Source organism: Providencia sp. PROV267 (assembly GCF_028477825.1).
Lineage (GTDB): Bacteria > Pseudomonadota > Gammaproteobacteria > Enterobacterales > Enterobacteriaceae > Providencia > Providencia stuartii.
Genome location: NZ_JAMPLX010000002.1, coordinates 225,835 through 249,591 on the forward strand (window position 1 = coordinate 225,835; position 23,757 = coordinate 249,591).

The window sequence follows — 23,757 nt, forward strand, 5'->3', positions numbered from 1 at the left end:
TCAATATCAGGGTATCAACGTGTTGATACCCTTTACGCCTATTTTAAAACAGAACGAGGTGCACGTTTCATTTTCATTTTAGTGATATCAGTGACTTCACTTTCTACCCACCCATCATTTAGGCGTGTTTTAAGCTTTTGGCCTAATTTCACCTGAGAGGTTTTTTTCAATACTGCACCGTCAGAGGTTTCACTAATACTAAAGCCACGAGCCAATGTAGCCAGTGGGCTGACCGTTTCCATTTTTGAACAAGCGACCGCAAAACGCTGCTTATAGCTATTCAGTAACTCGGTCATCATATTCTGTAAATGGTATTGTGTCTGTTGTAGCGACCGATGTTGCCGTTGTAATTGAGGCCGCAAGTCTTGTTGTGACAGCCGACGTTGCAATTGGTCATGACGTAGCTGAGCGGTTTGCAACCGCCTTGTGATAGTTTGGGTCAGTTTCTGATTAAGCAGGCTCAATTGATGTTGTTGCCTTGCTAAACGGAGTTGTGGATGTTGTTGCTGTAAGCGATGCTGTAAACGACTAAAACGTTGCTGCTGCCCTGCAAGGTAATAATCCATCGCCATTTCAAGACGCTGTTGAGCAGAATGTAATTGGCGAATTAATTCCACTTGGTTACGGCTAACCAATTCAGCGGCAGCCGAAGGCGTCGGAGCGCGAACATCGGCCACAAAATCGGCGATCGTGATATCCGTTTCATGACCTACCGCACTAACAATAGGTAATCGGCTAGCAAAAATAGCTCTAGCGACAATTTCTTCATTAAACGCCCACAAATCTTCTAATGAGCCACCACCACGCCCCACAATCAGTACATCACACTCACCTCGTTTATTGGCTAACTCAATCGCTCGGGCAATTTGTGCAGGAGCTTGATCTCCTTGAACGGCTGTTGGGTAGATCACAACTGGGAGTGATGGGTCACGGCGACGTAAAATATGCAGAATGTCGTGTAATGCAGCGCCTGTTGCTGAGGTAATAACACCAATGCGTTTTGCAGGGGAGGGTAAAGGCTGCTTATGTGTTACATCAAATAAGCCTTCTGCGCCTAACATTTGTTTGAGTAACTCAAAACGCTGCTGTAGCAGACCTTCGCCAGCCGGTTGCATGCTTTCAATGATAATTTGATAGTCACCACGAGGCTCATAAAGTGTGACACTTGCCCGTACTAAAACTTGTTGACCATTTTGTGGACGAAATGTGACGCGTGCATTTTGTCCGCGAAACATAGCCGCACGAACCTGAGCTTTGTCATCTTTTAATGTGAGATACCAATGACCAGAGCTAGGTTGCGAAAAGTTTGATATTTCGGCTGTCAGCCATATTTTACCCATTTGGCGGTCTAGAAGTTCACGGACAGCTTGATTGAGTTTGCTGACAGAATAAATTCCACTATTTTGTTGAGTCGACATGTGAGCTAGATCAAATTCTAAAACAATGACTTAATTGGTTGATACTAACCTAGTCAGAGGAGTTATCAAGTTTTTTTTCAAAAAAGGACTGGAGGCAATCGGTTTCGGTGTGTATAATGCCGCGGCAATATTTTATACCTTTCCATAACGCTGCCTGGTGAGATATTGCCTATGTTACGCATAAAAAAAGAAGCTCTAACTTTCGACGACGTATTGCTCGTTCCTGCACACTCAACCGTATTACCAAACACGGCCGATCTATCAACCCAACTGACTGCAACTATCCGCCTGAATATTCCTATGCTTTCTGCAGCGATGGATACAGTGACTGAATCTGATCTTGCGATTGCACTGGCTCAAGAGGGTGGCCTTGGTTTTATCCACAAAAACATGTCTATTGAGCGCCAAGCGGAAGAAGTTCGTCGCGTGAAAAAACATGAAAGTGGGGTTGTAACTGATCCGGTTACCGTTACCCCTGAGACAACGATCCGCGAAGTTCAAGAAATGGCAGAACGTAATGGTTTTGCTGGTTATCCTGTTGTGGCTGCGGATAAATCGCTTGTGGGGATCATTACAGGTCGTGACGTTCGTTTTGTTACCGATCTGGATCAGCCTGTCACTGCGGTAATGACACCGAAAGAGCGTCTCGTTACGGTAAAAGAAGGCGAAGCTCGTGAAGTTGTACTGCAAAAAATGCACGAAAAACGCGTTGAAAAAGCCCTAGTGATCGATGATAACTTCCACCTGTTAGGGATGATCACAGTTAAAGATTTCCAAAAAGCAGAACGTAAACCAAATGCTTGTAAAGACGAACAAGGTCGTCTGCGTGTTGGTGCGGCAGTTGGTGCTGGCGCGGGTAACGAAGAACGTGTTGATGCGCTGGTGGCTGCGGGAATCGACGTATTATTGATCGACTCTTCACACGGTCACTCTGAAGGTGTATTGCAACGTATTCGTGAAACACGCAAAAAATATCCAGACTTACCGATTATCGGTGGTAACGTCGCAACGGCTGAAGGTGCAAAAGCACTAGCGGAAGCGGGTGTGAGTGCCGTTAAAGTGGGTATCGGCCCTGGTTCTATTTGTACTACGCGTATCGTGACGGGGGTCGGTGTACCGCAAATTACGGCAATTGCTGATGCTGTCGAGGCATTAGAAGGAACAGGTATCCCTGTAATTGCCGATGGCGGTATTCGTTTTTCTGGCGATATTTCTAAGGCGATTGCCGCAGGGGCAGCCTGTGTTATGGTTGGCTCCATGTTTGCAGGAACAGAAGAATCTCCGGGTGAAACTATCCTTTTCCAAGGACGTAGCTATAAAGCCTATCGTGGTATGGGCTCATTAGGCGCAATGTCTAAAGGCTCTTCAGACCGTTACTTCCAGTCTGATAATGCGGCTGACAAATTAGTTCCAGAAGGGATTGAAGGGCGCGTTGCTTATAAAGGCCGTCTAAAAGATATCATCCATCAACAAATGGGTGGATTACGTTCCTGTATGGGGCTGACAGGTTGTGGTACTATTGATGATCTTCGTACTAAAGCCGAGTTTGTCCGTATTAGTGGTGCGGGTATCCAAGAAAGCCACGTACATGATGTAACCATCACTAAAGAGTCCCCGAACTACCGTCTGGGACAATAACAGATAATGATTCAGGGTAGCTCCGTAGTTAATTACGGAGCTACCAATTTTTTATTTTTGACTTGAATTTTTGGAATTCTCCTCAAATGACAACAAATATCCATAAGCATCGCATTCTTATCCTTGATTTCGGCTCACAGTACTCACAACTGATTGCTCGCCGTGTTCGTGAAATTGGCGTTTATTGTGAACTCTGGGCGTGGGACGTTTCAGAAGAGCAAATCCGTGAATTCAATCCAAACGGTATCATCCTTTCTGGTGGCCCAGAAAGCACCACAGAAAATGATAGCCCACGCGCTCCTGAGTATGTATTTAATGCAGGTATACCCGTTTTAGGTATCTGCTATGGCATGCAAACCATGTCAATGCAACTTGGTGGTGCCGTCGAGGTTTCTGGTGAGCGTGAATTTGGTTACGCAAAAGTTGAAATCACTGAGCAATGCGATTTGTTCCGTGATATTCAAGACTCACTCAACGAAAATGGTACGCCAGTGCTGGATGTCTGGATGAGCCATGGCGATAAAGTGACTGCGATCCCCGCGGATTTTAAAACTATCGCAAGTACACCAAACTGCCCATTTGCAATCATGGCAAATGAAGAGAAAAAATTCTATGGTGTTCAATTCCACCCAGAAGTAACACACACTTACCAAGGCCTCAATATTCTGAAGCGCTTTGTGCAGGATATTTGCCAATGTGAAGCTCTGTGGACGCCAGCGGCGATTATTGATGATACTGTAGCACGCCTCAAAGAGCAGATTGGCGATGATCATGTGATTTTAGCACTGTCTGGCGGTGTCGATTCTTCTGTAACCGCTTTGTTGTTAAACCGTGCGATTGGTAAACGACTCACGTGTGTATTTGTTGATAACGGCTTGTTGCGTTTAAACGAAGCTGATCAAGTGATGGAGATGTTTGCAGGTAAATTTGACCTAAACATTATCCATGTGAAAGCAGAAGATCGTTTCCTGAGTGCATTAGCAGGTATTCATGACCCAGAAGCAAAACGTAAAGCGATTGGTCATGTATTTATCGATGTGTTTGATGAAGAAGCTTCAAAACAAACGCAAGTTAAATGGTTGGCACAAGGTACTATCTATCCAGATATTATTGAATCTGCGGCGTCAGCGACGGGTAAAGCGCATGTCATTAAATCTCACCATAACGTCGGTGGGTTACCAGAAGATATGAAGTTAGGCCTAGTTGAGCCATTGAAAGAGCTGTTCAAAGATGAAGTTCGTAAAATTGGTCTTGAACTTGGCTTGCCATACGACATGCTATATCGTCACCCATTCCCAGGCCCAGGCCTCGGCGTACGTGTTTTAGGTGAAGTGAAAAAAGAGTATTGTGATCTTCTGCGTCGTGCCGATGCTATCTTTATTGAAGAGCTACACAAAGCAGAGCTTTATCACAAGGTTAGCCAAGCATTTACGGTATTCCTGCCTGTGCGTTCTGTTGGTGTGATGGGTGATGGTCGTAAATACGATTGGGTTGTTTCTTTACGTGCAGTTGAGACAATCGACTTTATGACCGCACACTGGGCTCATTTACCATATGATTTCTTAGGCCGTGTTTCAAACCGCATTATCAATGAGGTCGATGGGATTTCAAGGGTCGTGTATGATATCAGCGGTAAGCCACCAGCAACGATCGAATGGGAGTGATCCAGCGTCCGGCATAGACTGGCATCAAAGAGCACTAAAAGACCTATAAGCCCGCGTAACTGCGGGCTTTTTTCATTATTGGCTTGGCACAGTCTGGCAAATTTTCGCATCGCCAAGCACCCGGTTTCTATGGCATGGTAGATGGTACGATTTGAACCTGATGCCATGTTCAGCACTCGATACCATGTCGCTCATAATGGGGTGGTCATGGTATTGGGTTCATATAACGCATTGTTCTGTAATGATTTTTTATGGGCGGCGCGAGGATTTTTGAGCATGGTATTTTTGAGAGGAAACCCAACCAGACCATGCTGACTGATACCAAGCTGCGCAACCTCAAGCCAAAGGACAAGCTCTACAAAGTGAATGACCGTGACGGCCTCTACGTGGCCATCACGCCAGCGGGTTCGATTTCATTCCGCTACAACTACTCGATCCACGGCAGGCAGGAGACAATCACCTTCGGCCGCTACGGTGTCGGAGGGATCACGCTAGCGGAAGCCCGCGAACGGCTGGGCGAAGCCAAGAAGATGATCGCCGCAGGGAAATCTCCAGCCAAAGAGAAGGCGCGGGACAAAGCCCGCGTTAAGGACGCTGAAAACTTTGGTGCTTGGGGCGAAAAGTGGCTGCGCGGCTATCAAATGGCTGACGTTACCCGCGATATGCGTCGAGCTACCTTCGAGCGCGAGCTTAAGCCGAAGTTCGGTAACCAGAAGCTGACAGAAATCACCCATGAGGACTTACGGGCGCTGACTGATGCGATCGTGGAGCGCGGGGCACCGGCAACGGCCGTGCTTTGCCGCGAAATTGTGATGCAGGTCTTCCGTTGGGCTATAGAACGCGGCCAGAAGGTTGAGAACCCGGCCGATTTGGTGCGCCCGTCGACTATTGCAAAGTTTGAGCCGCGAGATCGAGCGCTGACGCCCGATGAAATCAGCTTGATGTACCAGTACATGGAGCGCATTGGCACCACACCTTCGATCCGCGCGGCCGCCAAGTTGCTGTTGCTGACGATGGTACGCAAAAGCGAACTGACCAACGCAACGTGGAGCGAAATCAATTTCACCGAAGCGCTCTGGACAATCCCCAAGGAGCGGATGAAGCGCCGCAATCCCCATTTGGTGTTCCTGTCTAGGCAGGCGCTCGACATTTTCATAGCTCTGAAAACCTTCGCAGGCGGCTCGGAGTACGTGCTGCCATCGCGCTATGACTCGGACTTGCCGATGAGCAGCGCCACGCTCAATCAGGTGCACACGCTGACCTATCGTCTGGCACAGAAGGAAGGGCAGTCGCTTGGCAAGTTCGGACCGCACGACTTGCGGCGCACCGCCAGCACGCTGCTGCATGAGGCGGGCTATAACACTGACTGGATCGAGAAGTGCCTTGCGCACGAACAGAAGGGCGTTCGAGCCGTCTACAACAAGGCCGAGTACCGCGATCAGCGCCGGGCAATGCTTCAGGATTGGGCGGACATGATCGATGAGTGGACAATCAGGAAGCCCCGCCTCAAGGACTGATTCGGAGCCTTGAGACCTGCATTTTGTCGCGAAATGCCCACTTCGGTGGGCATTTTTTTGTCCGTAAAACGTATTAATTACCGGACGCGATAAATTGGCTTTAAGTGCCTATTGCAAAACTAATTAAAACAGCGGTTTGCGTTATCAATATTGTCCGTCAAACGTTGAATTTACGGACACTAAGTGATTGATTTAATTGAAATAATATGGGAGTAGATGCTGGAATTTTCCGGAATTATGTAGCAATAATTAAACCTCGGATGATGACAAAACGAGGTATTTGGTGTGGAAAAAGAATTAAGGAGAGCAAGTAAAGTTCTCATTAGCAAAAAGCAACTGCTGGAGATGATTCCGCTGTGCGAGCGCACGATCTACAACTTTGAAAAGCAGGGGAAATTTCCTCAGCGCATTGCGCTCAGTAGCCGCAAGGTCGTGTGGGATTTGGCGGAGGTCGAGGCATGGATTGATGCGTGCAAACATTCCAGCCCTGCCCCTCGTCCCGGAATGGGGGCCTGAATTGTGGCGATTGACTTACGGGCAGCGTTCGAGAACGAACCGCCCACACTAGACTTTATTTGGCCGGGCTTCCTCGCAGGGACAGTAGGCGCGTTGGTGGCTCCCGGAGCCACAGGTAAGAGCTTCTGGGCGCTGGAAGCCGCAATGACCATCGCGTGCAGCGTCGCGGGTGGTGATCTTTTAGGGCTTTCCCCGGCCAGTACTGGCCGCGTGGTCTATTGCGCCGGAGAAGACCCGGCAGTCGCACTGGTGCGCCGTATTCATTCCATTGGCCAGCACCTGAACCAGCAGTCACGCGACGCCATCGCGCAGAACCTCACCCTTGAGCCGATCATGGGTAAGCGCTTGAACGTGATGGATGAGCGGCACCTTGCCCGCGTCATTGAATTTTGCGCCGATGCCCGGTTGATCGTACTGGATACCCTGAGCCGCATTCATGACAGGGACGAGAACAGCAATGGCGACATGGCAAGGCTTGTCGCCACGCTGGAGCATATTGCGGCCAGCACCGGGGCGTCAGTTCTGTATCTGCATCATGTCAGCAAGGGCAGTGCCCGCGAGGGGCAGACGGATCAACAGCAGGCGGCACGAGGCGCATCCGCTCTAATCGACAATGCCCGCTGGTGTGGCTATGTCGCCAGAATGACCGAGGCTGAGGCCGAACGCCTCAGTGATCGCATATATGACCGACAGCCTATCGGGGAAAACCGCCGGAAGTTCTTTGTTCGTTTCGGCGTTAGCAAACAGAACTACGCCGAGATTGACGCTGATCGTTGGTATCAGCGCCATGACGGCGGCGTGTTGCTGCCGGTGGAGTTGTTGGACGCCAAGCAGGACAGCGGAAAGGGGCGTCAACGTGAGCAAGCATGACTTGACTCACGCCCGGCACGACCCGGTGCATTGTCTGGCACCCGGCCTGTTCCGTAGCCTCAAACGTGGCGAACGCAAGCGTAGCAAGCTGGACGTTGTATATGACTACGGCAACGGCAAGCGTATCGAGTTCAGTGGGCCGGAACCGCTGGGGGCCGACGATCTCCGCATTCTGCAAGGACTGGTAGCAATGGCTGGACCTTCTGGCCTTGTGCTTTCTCCCGATCCTCAGACAGAAGCCGGTCGGCAGCTGCGGCTATTTCTCGAACCCAAGTGGGAAGCCGTCCAGCAGGATGCGATGGTGGTCAAGGGTAGCTATCGGTCGCTGGCCCGTGAGGTTGGCTATGCGGATATCGACAATACTAGGCCAGTACGCGATTGCATTGAGAGGCTCTGGAAAGTCTCTATCATTGCGCAAAATGGAAGGAAGCGGCAGGGCTTCCGATTGCTGTCCGAGTACGCAAGTGATGAGCAGGACGGCAAGCTGTATGTGGCATTGAACCCTCTTATTGCTCGCGCAATCATGGGCGGGCAGCACATCCGCATAGACATGGCCGAAGTTAGGAAGCTACAGACCGACCCCGCCCGCCTGATTCATCAACGACTATGCGGCTGGATCGACCTCGGTAAGTCGGGGCGGGTAGAGCTGGACACGCTATGCGGCTATGTTTGGCCGGATGAACCGACGAACCCGAATACCATCAAAAAGCGCCGCCAGACGGCACGCAAGGCGCTGGCCGAGCTTGCTGCCGTGGGTTGGAGGCTGGACCAGTATGCTAAGGGCAAATGGGAAATCGGGCGACCCAAGGCATCCGACTGTAACGCTGCTCCCCCCTGTTTAACGGCACCCCACCCCCTGTTTAACAGTACCCAACCCCCTGTTTAACGGCACCCGGCCAGTTTCTGAAAACCCAGCAACGGTGGGCCTTTGCGGGCCGTTCGCAAATTCCACCCAAGATTCTCTAAGAATCTCCAGCATGCGCGCTAAGCGCCGCGCCTTGATGGCGCAGCTCATCGCTTGCTGCTCTTGGTCGGCCTACGGCCGTTGGGCACCAAAAAAGGTAGGGCGGGCCTGCCGTCGTCGACGCGGTTAGTTCCGTGGATTACCCACCGGTCGCAGCACCTGGTCGAGCCGTTGAAACCGGCAAAAAGACATCAGGGGGGTCCGCTTGGAAAACGGAAATTATCCCACGCTAAGACTGTTTTTTGTACAAAGCGGTATCGACTGTACGTAATGAGCGGTATTTTCCGGATCCCAGCTTAAGATTATTACGCCAGACGTAATCTCCACTCAGATTGATATGTTCCCAGCCCAGGGGAGAAAGATGAGAGACCAGTTGCTCATTTATCGGGATACCCTTTCGTTTTAGTGACTCAATAGCTCTTTCTATATATACCGTGTTCCACAACGTGATCGCTGCTGTCAGTAATGTCAGCCCGCTGGCGCGATAACTCTGATTCTCCAGCCCACGATCCCTTATTTCACCCAGACGGTGCAAAAAGACCGCTCGCGCAAGGGCATTACGGGCCTCACCCTTATTCAGCCCCGCCTGCACGCGTCGGCGCAGACCGGGATCACGGAACCAGTCCAGCATAAATAGTGTCCGTTCGATGCGGCCAATCTCTCTCAGCGCTTTGGCAAGTCCATTCTGTTTTGGGTAACTGGCTAACTTTTTCATCATCAGTGATGCGGTGACTGTCCCCTGCTTAATCGAGGTTGCCAGGCGCAATACCTCATCCCAGTGCGACTCAATGTCTTTGATATTCAGGCAGGTTGTTGATATGACAGACTGAAGCCCCGGATAGCGCTCGGCCTTTCCATGAATAAACAGCCGCTTGTCATGAAGATCACGGATCCTTGGCGCAAAAGCGAATCCCAGCAGGTGCATCAGGGCGAAAACATGTTCAGTGAAGCCTGCGGTATCGGTGTAATGCTCGGTAATTTCCAGATCGCTTTCATGGTACAGCAGGCCATCAAGCACGTGGGTTGAGTCGCGCACCCGGCTGATCACTTTGGCGTAGAACGGGCTGTATTGGTCTGAGATATGCGTATAAATCTGCACGCCCGGCTCCTGACCATATTTAAGATTGACCTGACCGGCATAACGTCCGTGACTGCCTACCCGAAAGTTCTGCCCGTCTGACGACGATGTTGTCCCGTCGCCCCAGAATGCGGCCAGAGGCCGCTCTTTCTGTGCGTTGACCAGCTCGGCCAGTGCCGCTGAATAAGTTTCATCCCTGATGTACCATGCCTGAATACCTTCGAGTGACGATCTTGTGGCCCCAGGGCAGGATTCCGCCATTTTTGTCAGCCCAAGGTTGATGCCGTCAGCCAGAATGGTGGTCAGCAACAGTCTTCCGTCTTTTGGTCTGATGTTATTATTTTTGAGGTGCGCGAAGTGACGCGTAAATCCCGTCCAGCTATCAACTTCTTCCAGTATCTCCGTAATTTTCGGATGGGGAAGCATGCCATAGACCAAATCTGCAAAGGGCGAAACACCTGAAGGAACGCTGTTCTCCAGTGGAGTGATTTTTACGCCTTTATCTGAGATATCTACATCGGGCAAATCACCGGCAAGCGCCATCGCGTTAACTTCTTCCAGCCGAGATGCAAGAAGAGTCATACGGGCCTGAAGGTATGCCTGGCTATCGGTCTGAACGGCCAACTGTAACTGGTCATTATGTCGGGATTTCTCAAACTCAGCAGTCGGGATGAGATAATCATCAAAATTTTTGTAGCGGCGCGATCCTTTTACCCAGATATCACCGGAACGTAATGCACCCTTGAGTTCATTCAGTACGCAAAACTCGTAGTACTTGCGGTCGATGCCTGAAGGCGTGAGCACCAGTTTTCGCCAGCTTTCAGGGATAAACCCTGTTGGCGCTGATGGCGGCACTTTACGAAGTTGTTTACGGTACATTTCCGTTATGGTGTCCAGCGCATCGCTGAGCGCCTGCGCCGCAGGTGTCGCTATGAACTGCAATGCTGACAGCATACGCGGGGCATATTTACGCAACGTACTGTATTTTTCGGTGATCAGATGAAGCGCGTCGAAATTGCCCTTACGGGAAAGAAACCGCGTTTCTTCCACGCTGTTGATGAATTCCTGCCAGGGAAGGACATCTTCTATTGCAGTCTAGGGATCTTCCCCGGATTCTCTGGCGTTAAGTAACGCCTGCCCGACGGTAACGTACTGCTTCAGCTTGCTCTGAATAAGCTTTCCCGTTTGCTGGAGCCGTTCGGCCTGCGTGCGTTTTGCCCTGCTGAACAGACTACCCAGGATACGCTCGTGCAGATCAATCACTTCGTCAGTCAGGGTGGCCCTGGCCTCTGTTATTATACAAACCAGCGTAGCGTAACGTCTGACATCGGTGAATTTTGCCAGGTCCCTGCTGCTCATTTTCCGGCCCTCACGCGCCAGTTTAAGCAACCTGTTCTGGTGAACGGAAAGTGCAATACCATCAGGCAACCCCAGCGCAGCGATGGAATTAAGCCGGTCGATATGTTGCAGCACATTTTTACCGTTTATTTTACCCGGAGGCTGTAGCAGCCATGCCAGACGGGAAGGTTGTTCACCCTCTGATATGAGCAGGCTGTCGAGTGCTGATTTATGCTGCTTTTCCAGTTGCGCGGTAAGTGTCGAAAATACCGATCTGTTAGCGAGCGTGACGACTTCGGCAAGCGTCCGTTCGATCACTTCAACAGAAGGGAAAATAACATTATTGTTATGTAGCCAGCTGAGCATTTCTTCCGCCAGCATAAATCCTTTGTCAGTTCGCATGGCATAGGGGTGCAGATGACGGATACAGTCTTTTTGCATTGACCGGCTGAACGGGGATAGTTCCAGGTAGCGATAAAGTTCGGTCAGATGTTCCCAGCGGGTTTGCTCTCTGGATGCATATTCCGGCCATAAATCAGGCTGAAGTTTCAGTCGGGAAGCAACCCTGGATACAACGCCATTGTGAGGAGCACTGCTTTTGTCCGGAATAAATCCAGGTCCACGCAGATAACAGAGTAATACAGCAAAGCCCAGGCGATTCACTGGCCTTCGGTGCTTATTAATGAGCGCAATATCCGGTTCGTTCAGAAAACACATTCGGGTCAGAATAATTTCATCATCTGGTATAACCAGTAAGCGTTCCTGCTCTTCGCTGCTCAGTATCTGTCGCCGTGGCATAAATGCCTCCCTCGCGTATAGTTTTCATCTGTTATTTGTTCGCTGTGACCGAAACCGGTCGGTTTCGTACACCACTTACAGCACATGTCCGAAACTTAGTGAAATTAATTTCGGACACACGTTATAATTCGGACATCCATTTCGTACGGAAAGTTTCCCATGTCACGTGTTTTTGCCTACTGCAGGGTCTCAACTCTGGAACAGACCACAGAAAACCAGCGTCGTGAAATTGAAGCGGCGGGTTTTGCCATCAGATCCCAACGACTTATTGAGGAGCATATCAGTGGCTCGGTTGCTGCCAGCGAACGCCCCGGATTTATCCGGTTGCTAGATCGCATGGAAAATGGGGATGTACTGATTGTCACCAAACTTGACCGTCTGGGTCGTAATGCGATGGATATCCGAAAAACAGTAGAGCAACTGGCGGCTTTAGATATTCGCGTTCATTGTCTCGCACTCGGAGGCGTTGACTTGACCAGTCCGGCCGGAAAAATGACTATGCAGGTAATTTCTGCTGTAGCGGAGTTTGAGCGGGATTTGCTGCTTGAGCGAACGTATTCAGGTATTGCGAGGGCAAAAGCGGCTGGAAAACGCTTCGGTCGCCCCCCCATCCTGAGCGAGGAACAAAAGCAAACAGTGACAGAGCGCCTAAATGCTGGCATCAGTATCAGTGCTATTGCCCGGGAATTTAATACCACCCGCCAGACTATCCTTCGGGTAAAGGCTGGATTGCTGCAAGAGTGAGCGGCTGGGAAGATTATAAAAAAATCAAATGGTTATTATGAAATAAAACAGCCTGCTGGGTTCTTTTCCCCCTATTTTTTATAAAAGAGTAGACAAAAGAGGTTCGCGATATTAATCTACCAACTAGATGGTTGGTACTGATTACACCAGCTATACCTTTTATCAAGAAATTACAGGAGCCATTATGTCTACTACCGTTAAACCTTCTGCAGACGCAGCTGCGATCCACAATACCCGTGAAGCAGTTCGCAGCCAGCCTGGCCTGGGTAACCTGACTTTCCAGATGAAAGCCCGTTCCAGCGGCGGATTAACCGTTCGCACAGAGACCGGCGCCACAATCCAGAACGGCGTTATCGATACCAGCCGTGTGGGGAAATTTTCTAATATCGGTGATGAACCCGCAGGTTTACTCGGCACCGATACCGGCATGAGCCCGACTGAATACATCATGCAGGCGCTGGCTGGCTGTTATACCGCCACCCTTACCATGATGGCTGCTGAAAAAGGGATCGACCTGGACGGTATCGAGCTGGATCTTAATTTCGATATCAACCTCAACGGCTTCCTTGGGCTGGACAGCAACGTGCGTAAAGGTGCGAAATCTATTCGCGTCGATGTTCACCTTACGAGCAAGACCGCCAGTCGCGAGGAGTTAGAAGCGCTGGTCAGCGAAATGCAAAAGAATTCGCCAATCCACGATACTCTGGCTAATCCGGTTGAAATGATTACACGCCTGGCGTGATGTCAGAGATGTAATGCTGCCATTCAGAATGCAGGATGGCAGTGACGTTCAGCTCTGCACGATACTGAGTCAGTGATACAACTTGCTACGGAAAAATAGCAACAATATAATCTATCAACTAGTAGATTATATGGAGTAATTATGACAACCATGACACGGGAACGGCTGCTCAGCGAAGCAGAACACCTGATGCGCGAAAAAGGGTATTCAGCATTCAGCTATGCTGATTTATCAAAAATAGTGGGTATCACCAAGGCCAGTATTCATCACCATTTCCCGACCAAAGATATTCTGGGTGAGCAGGTGGTAATACAGGCGTTCTCTGATACACAACGCGTATTTGAGCAGATAGAGGCGACTGAGAAAAGCGCGGAGAGAAGAATTGCGGCTTACATCGATATCTTCGCGCAAAGCCATAAAGCTTCGCTACTGCCACTGTGTTGTGCGTTGTCAGCAGAGACCGCCAATCTGCCTCAGGCAATTACTGTACAGACATCACTTTATTTCGATATGCAAATCGAGTGGCTCACAAAAGTCGTCAGGGCGGGCATGGAGTCAGGTGAGTTTTCATCCCATGCCGAACCATCAGATATTGCTTTGATGATCATTAATGTCTGTGAAGGCTCAAGCGTAGTGGCGCATGCAACGGCCAGACCCGAAGTCTTCGCCAACAGCCTTAAGTATATAAAACTGCTTCTTAATACCCCTTATTCAGGAGAATGACACTATGCTGGACTGGAACAACTATCGCTCAGAGTTAATGCAACGTTTAGGCGAGTTGGGCAAACTGACCCCCGAGACCATGAAAGGCGTGGTTGCCCTGGGCAACGCAGGTAACAAAACTGACCTTTTGGGCGCAAAAGTGCGTGAACTCATTGCCCTGGCGTGCGCAGTCACAACCCGCTGCGACGGCTGTATTGCTTTTCACGCCGACGCCGCTGTGAAAGCCGGTGCAACCGACGCTGAAATTGCTGAAGCGCTGGGCGTGGCGATTAACCTCAACGCTGGCGCGGCGGTCATTTATTCAGCCCGCACTCTGGATGCCGTCGGTCAGGCACGCGGTTAAGCATTAATAAATTCCACGTTAAAAGGGCATTACTGCCCTTTTTTTATGTCCGCAATAGCCTGAGCATATACCGATGCAGGTTTCACACCCGGTATGCGTTTAACTAATTGCCCTTCATGAAATATCAGCACAGACGGCAGCCCCCAGATCTCGTATTTGGTTGTCAGCACCGGCGCCTGATCTACATTGACTTTCCCCACCTGAATATCTCTATCGAGCCGGTCTGCAAACTGACTGAACATTTCTTCGCTGGCCTGACAGGGCGGACACCAGGGTGCAGAGAAACGTACCACCGATATTCCTTTGTACTGCTCTATCTGGCGGTAATTATCTTCGTTATAAGCTGTTAATGTACGCATGGTGATGACCTCGCAAAATGAGTGACAATTCAGAAATGGCTGCGTTATGACAAAAAAATACGACACACCCATTGACCTACCTACTAGATGGTTGGTATATTGCCACCCATCAGATGTTTATGCAACTCCAGTGCGCGACGTCCAGTCGATGATACTGCCGGGCTGTGCAAATCCCTGCCGGGATACTCCTTTTTGTTTTTTGTGAGGTATACGATGAGTAAGCTTTTCACCCCCTACAATCTGTCTGGCCTGGCGTTAAAAAACCGTGTAGTCATGGCACCGATGACCCGCACCCGCACCATGAATGACGTGCCGGATGAGGTCGTGGCTTTGTACTATGCACAGCGTGCTTCTGCTGGCCTGCTCATCACCGAAGGGATGCCGGTTTCAGAAGAAGGCCGGGGTTACCTTTATACCCCTGGTATCTACAACGACGAACACGTCCAGGGCTGGCGTAAGGTGACACAAGCGGTTCACGCCAAAGGTGGCCGTATTTTCGCGCAGCTCTGGCACGTCGGCCGTATGTCTCACGTCTCTCTTCAGCCAGGCCACATAGCGCCGGTTTCAGCGGGCACCGTTCAGGCGGTCAATACCACCGTTTTTGCGCTGACCGAATCCGGAGAACCGGGCCCGGTTGTACCAAGCCAGCCACGCGCGCTGGAAACGCATGAAGTTAAACGCATCACTGCAGACTTCGTGCACTCCGCACGCCTGGCGATGGAAGCCGGCTTTGACGGCGTGGAAATCATGGCGGCAAACGGATTCATCTTTGACCAGTTCCTCAGTAGCGAACTGAACACCCGCACCGACGAATACGGCGGCTCGGTGGAAAATCGTCAGCGTTTCCTGCTGGAGACCATTGACGCCGTGGCGGAAGCCGTGGGTAACAGCCACGTTGCCGTGCGCCTGTCACCGTTCGGCCGCATTTATGACCTCGCGCCGTATGAAGGTGAAGAGCAAACCTGGTCAGCCATCACCGACGCGCTCGGTCAGCGGGAACTGGCCTACGTACACCTTTACTATCAGCCGGTGTACACCAAAGCGCCACTTCCGGAAGGCTTCCGCCGCCGTTTTCGCAACACGTTTAAAGGCACCATCATCGCTGCCGGCGGTTTTACCCGTGATATCGCAGAGCAGGCTCTGGAAGATGATGAGCTGGATCTGGTGGCATTTGGTGTGCCCTACATCGCTAACCCGGATCTGGTTGAAAGAATGCAAAACGGCTGGCCACTGGCAGAAAGTGACCGCGCCACCTACTACGGCGTCAGTGGTTCCCCGGAAAAAGGCTATACCGATTACCCGGTCTGGCAGGCGCAATAAATCCCATACGGTCGCGGTTCTCTGATAAGTGAGATCCGACCGCCCAACGTCTTTGAGGAATCATTATGCAAACGCTGAAACCCACCCTTACCATCGATATCTGGTCAGATTTGGTCTGCCCGTGGTGCTGGATTGCTAAAAAAAGATTTGAACAGGGTCTGAATCGCTTTGAATTTCGCGACCAGGTGGTGATCCGCCATCACAGCTACCGTCTGGCCGGTGGTACTCCCGCGATGCCTTTTAAGGATGCCATCGTTAAAAAGCTGGGCAGTCAGCATTCAGCGGAGCTGATGATGAATCAGGTGGGCACCGCCGGTAAATCTGAAGGTCTGATCTACAACTTCGACGGCATGATGTTTGGTGATACAGAAGATGCACACATCCTGCTGGTTGCCGCGCGTAAGGCCGGAATTGCGGACGCGGTGGAAGAACGTTTTTATCATGGCAGTATCACCGAAGGTCGCTCTCTCTTTGACCGTCAGCAGCTCGTTGCCATGGCCGTAGAAGCCGGTATGCCGAAAGCTGACGCTGAAGCCGCCCTGGAAAATGACGATTTTCGCGCCACCGTTTCCGACGATGAAGCCCACGCACAGTCTATTGGCCTCAGCGGCGTTCCGGTTTTTGTGATGAACGAAAAATATGCCATCAGCGGGGCTCAGGCAGCAGATAACTTTTTGAATGCCCTGCGTCAGGTCTGGGATGAACAGCAAACCGAATTTTCAGCCACTGCGGGTCAGACCTGCGGAACGGATGGCTGCAGTATTTAATCCGTCAACCGCCGGCAGTTTCACGCTGCCGGCAACGTCTTACCCACCAGTAATGGAGTCAGAAAATGAACACTTTTTTCAAAGGTAAAAAACTGCTCGTCGTCGGCGGTACCAGCGGCATGGGCCTGGCCGTGGCACGCATGGTACTGGAAGCGGGCGGCAGTGTCGTGCTGACCGGGAATAAAAAAGACAAAGCCGAAGCGGTGCAAAAAGAACTGAGCCCTCTGGGACCGGTTGCGGTCATCGCGGCGAACCTGATGACCGAAGAAGGTATGGAAACTATCCGTCAGGAAATTAATGCTCACCATCGCGATATCAGCCTGATGGTGAATGCCGCCGGTATCTTCATGCCCAAAGGATTTACCGAGCACAGCTTTGCCGATTATGACATGTATCTTTCGCTGAACCGAGCCACGTTCTTTATTACACAGGATGTCGTGAAGAACATGCTCGCCGCGAAGCTCGAAGGGTCTATCGTCAACGTCGGTTCGATTGGTGCTCAGGCTGCACTGGGTGACTCGCCGGCCTCGGCCTATTCAATGGCAAAAGCGGGTCTGCATGCCCTGACGCGTAATCTGGCGATTGAGCTGGCCAGCGCGGGTATTCGTGTCAACGCGGTGTCTCCCGGGATTGTTCATACGCCGATATACGAAGGCTTCATGGACAAAGCGGATATCGCAGATGCTATGAAGTCGCTGAACGATTTCCACCCGCTGGGACGCGTCGGAACTGCCGAAGATGTGGCAAACACTATTCTCTTCCTGTTGTCTGACAAAACCTCATGGGTGACGGGCGCTATCTGGGATGTCGATGCGGGCATCATGGCGGTCAGACGATAACCCCGTGACGCTGGCATAAGCCGCCCCTTAAGGGCGGCATTTTTTTGTCGCCAGACATGTCATCAGCAGGCTTCACTAAGAATATTCACGACCTGTTCATCCGTGCCTTTTGTGTTCCCGGCACAGGGTGTTATGCCGGGTTCTGACGACATCCTGACAGGACAAAACGGCCAGAGAGAAAGGGGTTATACACGATGAGGAGCCGGTATCCGCAGTACCTGTGAAATTCTTTTCATCCCTGCTGTCAGCATACTCCGTGGGCAGGCCAGATTTAACCGGATATATCCGTCCCCATTGTCGACAAACAGCAAGCCCCCTTCAAGAAGGACCCCTGACTCCCGGGCAAAATACAGCGATAAATCCTCACCTGCGGTGTCGGGCAGGTAGCGGCTAATATCTATCCAGGCCAGATATGTCCCTTCGGGGATCGAGAACCTGGTTTCGGGTAAATAGCTTTTGAGATAGTCGTGCAGGTACTGGAAATTGCCGTCAATATATTCCCTCAGATGGACAAGCCAGTCATCACATTCACTCCACGCCGCTTTGTTTGCTGCCAGGCTCAGTGGAGAGATGAACTCGTCGTGTCTGAGACGCCACTCGCTTCTGACACCGGGATCCGGAATAATAATATTTGCCAACAAATTCCCGGCCAGATTGAATGTTTTACTCGAGGACATGCAGGTAATAATGCGTGTAGAATCAGGGAAAAGAGAGGCGGCCGGTGTATGACCGATACCGCTTCGGGACAGGTCGCAGTGAATTTCGTCAGATATCACCCAGATGTCATTGGCCAGGCAAATTTCAATAATCCGCTTAAGTTCATCAGGCCGCCAGACTCGTCCGGTCGGGTTATGCGGATTACACAGGAAAAGAATTTTCACACGTAAATCGGCCTGACTGGCTTTGCGTGCAAAGTCTTCCCAGTCAGGTTCCCAGCCGCCTGCTGATTTTTTTAACGCCGAGTACACCACGCGACGCTGACTGTATTCACCCGCCTTTTTAAACGGGCCATATGAAGGCGTCATAATAAGAATACTGTCATCCATGTCGGTCAGAAGCGGGACGAGACGGTTCAGCGCGGGAATAATGCCCGGAGACAGCACAATGTCTTCCGTTTTGAAACGGTGACCATATTGTCGCTCACACCAGCTGCCAAAGATCTCATAGTATTCTTCGTCGTAGATTTTAGTGTAGCCGAGTATTTTTCTATCCAGACGGTCTCTGATGGCCTGAAGAATCGGCTCTGGTGTGGCAAAAGCCATGTCAGCAACCCAGAGGTTGATTAGCCCTTCTGCCGGATACCGCATTGCAAATTCGGACTGTCCCGAAAACAGGTATTCCCGCCAGCCGTCCACGGTGAGACTGTCTGTTTTCTCTCTGCTTACGTACTCATCAAAATCATATTTCATTTCATAAACCTGCCTTAGGTGTAGTCAGAAACGTCGACCTCAGTATTACTGTCAGTCTGATGCCGAAGCGGGAAAACTGGCTCGTGTGATTAACATAAGAGAATCATCACAACTGCATGAATTAATTGCGTTATTAAGGTTCTCTCGCCTTTGTCATCGACTGACGGGGGGATTTCTCGCGTGTCACCATCACAATGCCAGTCAGCACCGCCAGGGCAGAAAATATCGTTCTGACCGTCAGTGATTCATCCAGGAATACCACACCCCCTAGCATTGCCAGACAGGGAACGCTGAGCTGAAGGGTACTGGCGGTGATAGAGCCGAGAGAGGGTAAAAGGGTATACCACAATACATATGCACCGGCTGAGGCGGCGGCACCGGACAGCAATGACAAAGCAATGCCCGCAGCATCATAGTGACCCTGCTTCATAAACAGCAACGAAAGAGCGAGAGCCATCGGCGTGGCGAGTACAAAATTTGCCGCCGTTGAAGCCCCGGCCGCCTGGCCCGCCCTCCCCCTGACGGAATAGGCGGCCCAGGCTAATCCGGCAACGATCATCATAAGTGCACTGTAAAGCGGCGGTGCCTTCGCCCCGGGTAACAGCAGGGCAGCAATTCCTGCCAGAGCAATAACTAAACCGCAAGCCCGCATAACGGAGAGTGATTCCCCTTTAAATAATCCGTGGATCACCATCGCAAACTGTACGGCACCAAAAAGTAACAGCGCACCTGCCCCGGTATCGAGATGGATATAGGCGACAGAGAAGAGCACTGCGTACACCATGAGGTAAAATCCGCTCAGCGGACGCCACAGCGATAATGTAGTTTTTGCGTGATAAAACAAGAAAGGTGACAGGACGAGTGCACCACTGGCCAGCCTGAGGCTGCTGAATGAAAGGGGATCAATGTGGCCTCCCTGCAGGGCCAGACGGCACAGAATAGAGTTTGCAGCAAACGCCAGCATTGCCAGGGATATTTTAAGAATGAGCGCGCAATTGGCCATTCAGTGAGACCTCATAAAATTCTTGTAAACTACCATCTAGTTGGTAGCATAGCGTAAGTGATCACCGAACAGGAAGCAATAATCAGCTTTCAAACTGGAAGGTGAGGACAAGCATTCGGAATGAATTCTGTTTCACATCCCCAGTAGAGGAAGGAAAACGCGTAATGCCAGATGCAGAGCAGAAGATTATTTTTCCCTGCGATCAAACATATGAAATCAGTTTAAGACCTGGAATATCCTATGAAAAAACTAAAATTTACGTTCAAAAATGCGGCTGGTGAAGAACTGGCCGGATTGCTTGAACTTCCTGAAAATCCTAAAGCGTTTGCGCTGTTAGCTCATTGTTTTACGTGTGGCAAAGACCTCAAAGGCGCGGCGCGTATTGCGCGGAAACTGACAGAGAATGCTATCGCCGTTCTCCGGTTTGATTTTACTGGTCTGGGAAACAGCGAAGGGGATTTTTCCAACACCAACTTCTCATCCAATATTTCGGACCTGCTTTGCGCGGTAGATTATCTCCGCCGACAGTACGAAGCGCCTTCTTTGCTCATTGGCCATAGCCTGGGGGGATCGGCCATTCTGTCTATTGCCGGCGAAGTTCCTGAGGCAAAGGCCGTTGTCACCATAGGATCACCCGGAGAACTGACACACGTAAAACGTCTTTTTAAGGATGATGTTGAAAACATTAACCAGCATGGAGCCTATCCCGTTGAGCTGGCCGGGCGGGTATTTACCTTAAAGAAACAGATGCTGGACAATATTCAGGAACACAAAATCGCTCATAAGGTGTTCGCCATGAACAAGCCTCTGCTTATTTTTCATGCGACTGAAGATGATACTGTGTTAATTGAGCAGGCCGAAAAAATATTCAAAGCAGCAAAGCATCCCAAGAGTTTCATTTCGTTGGGTAAGGCGGATCACCTTCTGACTCATGCTCAGGATGCTGAATACGTTGCCGATATCATTATATCGTGGAGCGAATGTTACCTATAAACAGAGTAAATGCGTTCAAACTCGTAGCGCAGAGGGCGATTTTCTGCAGAGATCGGACGCTGTTTATGCTGGACTGATTTTGCGATAAAGGCTTAGGCCGATGCATACAGGCGGGGCTGAATAAGGGTGAGGCCCTTGGGCTAGCTTCCTTCATGCACCGGCTGAATGAAATCAGGGATCTGGGGGTGGGAGGATCAGCGTTACCACGCCACCGGCGCTGACACTACATACGGCGGCGATAACACTCTGGAATACGGTATATATAGAAAGAGCTATTGAGTCACTAAAACGAAAGGGTATCCCGATAAATGAGCAACTGGTCTCTCATCCTTCTCCACTGCTGTACAAAAAACAGTCTTAGCGTGGGATAATTTCCGTTTTCCAAGCGGACCCCTCAGGCACCAAAAAGGGAAGGGCAGGGCCAAAACCGGCACAAGGCCTCTAACGGCCTGCGAAAGCGTCCAAAATCCCTCCCGTATGGGCCGTGGTGGCGTTTTTTCAGTGTCGGTATGGGTGTTTGTCTGTCATGTATGAAAACTTCTCACAGAGCGATACAGGCCGTTTTTGCGGTGTGTAATAGACGGAGATGCTGCGGCAGGAAAACAAAACCCCGCACTCAGGCGGGGTTGTGGGTGATGGAACTGGCTGTGCTCGTCAGCGATTGATGACCCTGCCTCGCTGCCGTTCTTCCTCTTCCATCTGAAGGATGGCCATTCTCACACGCTCTACCAGTACCACCTGATTCTTGCTGCCGAAAAGTGGCATGCGATTAAGCATACCCATGCCGCCGTAGAATTGCGCAGCGGCAGGCAGAGCCAATCGGTTCACCCGATGCTGTAGTGCCGTGTACTGCTTATCCAGTGCATCGAGCTGCGGGCCAAAGCCTTTGCGTCGGAGCCATTGGCCAAGCGCCCACATACCAATACCGAGAACAAAAAAGCCGCCGAGCATCATCAGGCCAAAAAATACATCGTTCATCATGATTACGCCTCCGATTGAGAGTTAACGCCAGAATCCATGCCGGGCACTTTGAGCGCGCCGACATCTCCGGTCCTAGCTGTGTCCGATATCGGACGAATAATGTTGGATTCCGCTTGTGTAGTCGGCTCTGCGCCGTCGTCAGGCGTTGGACTGTCGTCGCCGGGGACTGGAGGGGGAGACCCGGTGCCCCCGAGCGAAAGCCCGTGGGAGCTTTCCATACCGGGTACGCTGATCGCGCCCAGCACGCCAAGCGCCCGTGTGGCTACCTCGGCGACCTGCGCAACAGCCTTGCCGTTGCCGCCGGTCCCTCCTTTTGGTGTCATCTGCCGTTGCTGAGCGACGGCCTGCTGATCCGTATCGTCGTCACCGTCATTGGCAGCTCTTCCGGCCTGTTTGGCGGCTTGCTTCAAGCCGCTGCCTGCTTCTTGGCTAGCTGGCGAAGCGGCCGCCGACACTGGATTCGCCGATCCTGACGCGGCACCACCCCCGACGCGAGAACCTGCGGCCTTTGCGGCCGCACCGCTGCCCCCTCCTGTGCTTGCGCCAATTCCAGCGCTGCCGACGCCCGTAGCACCACCGATGCCCCCTGCGGTACTGCCGCCTGCCATGCTGGCGTTCAGTGCGGAGGCCAGTCCACCACCCGCGGCACTGGCAGCGCCTCCGCCAGTTCCTGCGGCCCCTAGTGCTCCTGCGGCCGGGGCTGCTGCCCCTGCTGTTGCAACAGTAGCGATTGCGGCCGCCGCACCGGCTGCACCGGCTGCGGCCATGCCCCCAATTGCAGAGCCGCCGCCCATCGACGTGCCGCTAATCATGCCGCCGATCAGTTCAGGGATGGTTTTGGTCAGGTAGGCGCACACCAAAGACAGGCCGACCAAGGTCATCAACGACGCTTCGTCGTTGGTGTAGGCTGCCGACCATTCTGCGGAAACCTGCATGATCAGACCCACAATCAGAGTCAGGACAAACAGCTTGGCACCTACTGCAACGGCATAGCGAATGGGAGCCAGTGCATATTCGCGTGTCCATTGAGAGCCACCGAAACCCATAAACAGGACGGCGGCATTGATGATGACGTAGGCCTCTACCAGCGTCACGAACACCAGAGCCGCTATGAACGTAAAACACATCAGGACGATCAATGCAGATACGGCCACTACAACCGATGTGATTGGGCTGAACATCGAAACACCGGCCGTCAGCACCTGCCGTGAAAAGTCCACAGCAGTTGAGAACATATCCCCCGGCATCAGCTCCGCACTACCCAACCCTGCCGCGTGCGCCCCGGCCTGCCGGAAGCTGTTGACGATGGCCCCGCCCCACTCGGTCGCGTGATCGAGCATCGCATAGAAGAACCCTATCACGAGGATGAATTTCACCAGCTCATGGAGGATGTCGCCCAGTTCAGCTCCGCGCATGACCAAAGGAGCAAAAGTCCAAACTAGCTGGATGACGGCAAGGCATCCCAAGAGCCACAAGGCGTAATCATGCAGGCGCGGTGCCCATTGGTTTGAAGCGTTCTGAATCAGCCGCAGAAGGCTGTTCATAGACGTGTTGCTCTGCGCCAAATCGACCCCGGCAGCCATCGCACTAGTTGCAGATAGCAAGAGCACCGCGCCGACAAGCGCGAAAACGGTTGAACGTCGCATAGTCAGAACCCCTCAGACGGGCCGCGAGTGTTTGGGCGGCTGCGGAATTGGTCATCCTGATGGCCATTGCCGACCGCTGCGCATTCC

Annotated in this window: 20 protein-coding genes and 2 pseudogenes; 15 read left to right on the forward strand and 7 right to left on the reverse strand. The window is 51.6% G+C overall.

Features of this window, described 5'->3' with window-relative positions; genetic code table 11:
- Positions 1–38 precede the first annotated feature (38 nt).
- Complete coding sequence (gene xseA, locus PR709_RS01865; RefSeq protein WP_004920526.1) at positions 39–1,418, reverse strand: exodeoxyribonuclease VII large subunit; 1,380 nt, start codon at positions 1,416–1,418, stop codon at positions 39–41.
- 171 nt (positions 1,419–1,589) lie between these two features.
- On the opposite strand from xseA, the gene guaB reads away from it, so the two are divergent.
- The 6 genes from guaB (at position 1,590) to repC (ending at position 8,509) form a co-directional block, all read left to right on the forward strand.
- Complete coding sequence (gene guaB / locus PR709_RS01870) at positions 1,590–3,056, forward strand: IMP dehydrogenase (protein ID WP_004920523.1); 1,467 nt, start codon at positions 1,590–1,592, stop codon at positions 3,054–3,056.
- A gap of 86 nt (positions 3,057–3,142) precedes the next feature.
- Positions 3,143–4,720 (forward strand): glutamine-hydrolyzing GMP synthase, encoded by a 1,578-nt coding sequence (gene guaA / locus PR709_RS01875; RefSeq protein ID WP_004920518.1) that lies wholly within the window; start codon positions 3,143–3,145, stop codon positions 4,718–4,720.
- A 308-nt stretch (positions 4,721–5,028) separates the two neighbouring features.
- Entirely contained in the window at positions 5,029–6,237 is a 1,209-nt protein-coding gene (locus PR709_RS01880) for a tyrosine-type recombinase/integrase (RefSeq protein ID WP_272570702.1), read from the forward strand.
- A 285-nt stretch (positions 6,238–6,522) separates the two neighbouring features.
- Positions 6,523–6,753: a helix-turn-helix transcriptional regulator gene (locus PR709_RS01885; RefSeq protein WP_000410046.1), complete on the forward strand. Its 231-nt coding sequence runs from the start codon at positions 6,523–6,525 to the stop codon at positions 6,751–6,753.
- A 3-nt stretch (positions 6,754–6,756) separates the two neighbouring features.
- On the forward strand, positions 6,757–7,623 hold the full coding sequence (locus PR709_RS01890) for a helicase RepA family protein (protein ID WP_016241392.1): 867 nt from the start codon (positions 6,757–6,759) through the stop codon (positions 7,621–7,623).
- The gene (gene repC, locus PR709_RS01895) at positions 7,610–8,509 is read left to right on the forward strand and encodes a replication protein C, IncQ-type (protein ID WP_121560234.1); all 900 of its coding nucleotides are present in this window, start codon (positions 7,610–7,612) and stop codon (positions 8,507–8,509) included. Before PR709_RS01890 ends, repC begins: the two co-directional genes overlap by 14 nt.
- A gap of 307 nt (positions 8,510–8,816) precedes the next feature.
- On the opposite strand, the pseudogene PR709_RS01900 reads toward repC, so the two are convergent.
- Positions 8,817–11,801 (reverse strand): annotated as a pseudogene (locus PR709_RS01900) (Tn3 family transposase).
- Positions 11,802–11,960: 159 nt separating this feature from the next.
- Between PR709_RS01900 and PR709_RS01905 the strand changes: the two are divergent.
- The 4 genes from PR709_RS01905 to PR709_RS01920 all read left to right on the forward strand — a co-directional run bounded on the left by PR709_RS01905 (position 11,961) and on the right by PR709_RS01920 (position 14,353).
- Complete coding sequence (locus tag PR709_RS01905; protein WP_012695450.1) at positions 11,961–12,545, forward strand: recombinase family protein; 585 nt, start codon at positions 11,961–11,963, stop codon at positions 12,543–12,545.
- 184 nt (positions 12,546–12,729) lie between these two features.
- On the forward strand, positions 12,730–13,287 hold the full coding sequence (locus PR709_RS01910) for an OsmC family protein (protein ID WP_000108589.1): 558 nt from the start codon (positions 12,730–12,732) through the stop codon (positions 13,285–13,287).
- Between the two features lie 141 nt (positions 13,288–13,428).
- Positions 13,429–14,010, forward strand: a complete 582-nt coding sequence (locus tag PR709_RS01915) for a TetR/AcrR family transcriptional regulator (protein WP_121560238.1) — start codon at positions 13,429–13,431, stop codon at positions 14,008–14,010.
- A gap of 4 nt (positions 14,011–14,014) precedes the next feature.
- Positions 14,015–14,353: a carboxymuconolactone decarboxylase family protein gene (locus PR709_RS01920; RefSeq protein ID WP_000888080.1), complete on the forward strand. Its 339-nt coding sequence runs from the start codon at positions 14,015–14,017 to the stop codon at positions 14,351–14,353.
- Between the two features lie 29 nt (positions 14,354–14,382).
- On the opposite strand, the gene PR709_RS01925 is transcribed toward PR709_RS01920, so the two are convergent.
- Positions 14,383–14,712: a thioredoxin family protein gene (locus PR709_RS01925; protein ID WP_121560244.1), complete on the reverse strand. Its 330-nt coding sequence runs from the start codon at positions 14,710–14,712 to the stop codon at positions 14,383–14,385.
- Positions 14,713–14,925: 213 nt separating this feature from the next.
- Here PR709_RS01925 and PR709_RS01930 point away from each other — a divergent pair, with 213 nt between their 5' ends.
- From PR709_RS01930 to PR709_RS01940, 3 genes are all read left to right on the forward strand, one after another.
- Positions 14,926–16,032 carry an alkene reductase gene (locus PR709_RS01930; protein ID WP_006687059.1) on the forward strand — a complete coding sequence of 369 codons (1,107 nt, stop codon included), beginning with the start codon at positions 14,926–14,928 and terminating at the stop codon, positions 16,030–16,032.
- A 65-nt stretch (positions 16,033–16,097) separates the two neighbouring features.
- Positions 16,098–16,799 carry a DsbA family oxidoreductase gene (locus PR709_RS01935; protein WP_121560240.1) on the forward strand — a complete coding sequence of 234 codons (702 nt, stop codon included), beginning with the start codon at positions 16,098–16,100 and terminating at the stop codon, positions 16,797–16,799.
- A 65-nt stretch (positions 16,800–16,864) separates the two neighbouring features.
- Entirely contained in the window at positions 16,865–17,638 is a 774-nt protein-coding gene (locus PR709_RS01940) for an SDR family NAD(P)-dependent oxidoreductase (protein WP_004729618.1), read from the forward strand.
- A 185-nt stretch (positions 17,639–17,823) separates the two neighbouring features.
- Here PR709_RS01940 and PR709_RS01945 read toward each other — a convergent pair whose 3' ends face one another.
- On the reverse strand, positions 17,824–19,047 hold the full coding sequence (locus tag PR709_RS01945) for a MalY/PatB family protein (RefSeq protein WP_023287190.1): 1,224 nt from the start codon (positions 19,045–19,047) through the stop codon (positions 17,824–17,826).
- 133 nt (positions 19,048–19,180) lie between these two features.
- The gene (locus tag PR709_RS01950; protein WP_001567390.1) at positions 19,181–20,050 is read right to left on the reverse strand and encodes a DMT family transporter; all 870 of its coding nucleotides are present in this window, start codon (positions 20,048–20,050) and stop codon (positions 19,181–19,183) included.
- Between the two features lie 240 nt (positions 20,051–20,290).
- Here PR709_RS01950 and PR709_RS01955 point away from each other — a divergent pair, with 240 nt between their 5' ends.
- Both PR709_RS01955 and PR709_RS01960 read left to right on the forward strand, forming a co-directional pair.
- Positions 20,291–21,043 (forward strand): alpha/beta hydrolase family protein, encoded by a 753-nt coding sequence (locus tag PR709_RS01955; RefSeq protein ID WP_004729622.1) that lies wholly within the window; start codon positions 20,291–20,293, stop codon positions 21,041–21,043.
- A 26-nt stretch (positions 21,044–21,069) separates the two neighbouring features.
- Positions 21,070–21,383, forward strand: a pseudogene (locus PR709_RS01960) (Tn3 family transposase); the annotation flags it as partial.
- Between the two features lie 314 nt (positions 21,384–21,697).
- Here the strand turns inward: PR709_RS01960 and PR709_RS01965 are convergent.
- Positions 21,698–22,024: a hypothetical protein gene (locus PR709_RS01965; RefSeq protein WP_000980775.1), complete on the reverse strand. Its 327-nt coding sequence runs from the start codon at positions 22,022–22,024 to the stop codon at positions 21,698–21,700.
- Between the two features lie 2 nt (positions 22,025–22,026).
- The gene (gene trbL, locus PR709_RS01970; RefSeq protein WP_016241391.1) at positions 22,027–23,670 is read right to left on the reverse strand and encodes a P-type conjugative transfer protein TrbL; all 1,644 of its coding nucleotides are present in this window, start codon (positions 23,668–23,670) and stop codon (positions 22,027–22,029) included.
- Between the last annotated feature and the right edge of the window lie 87 nt (positions 23,671–23,757).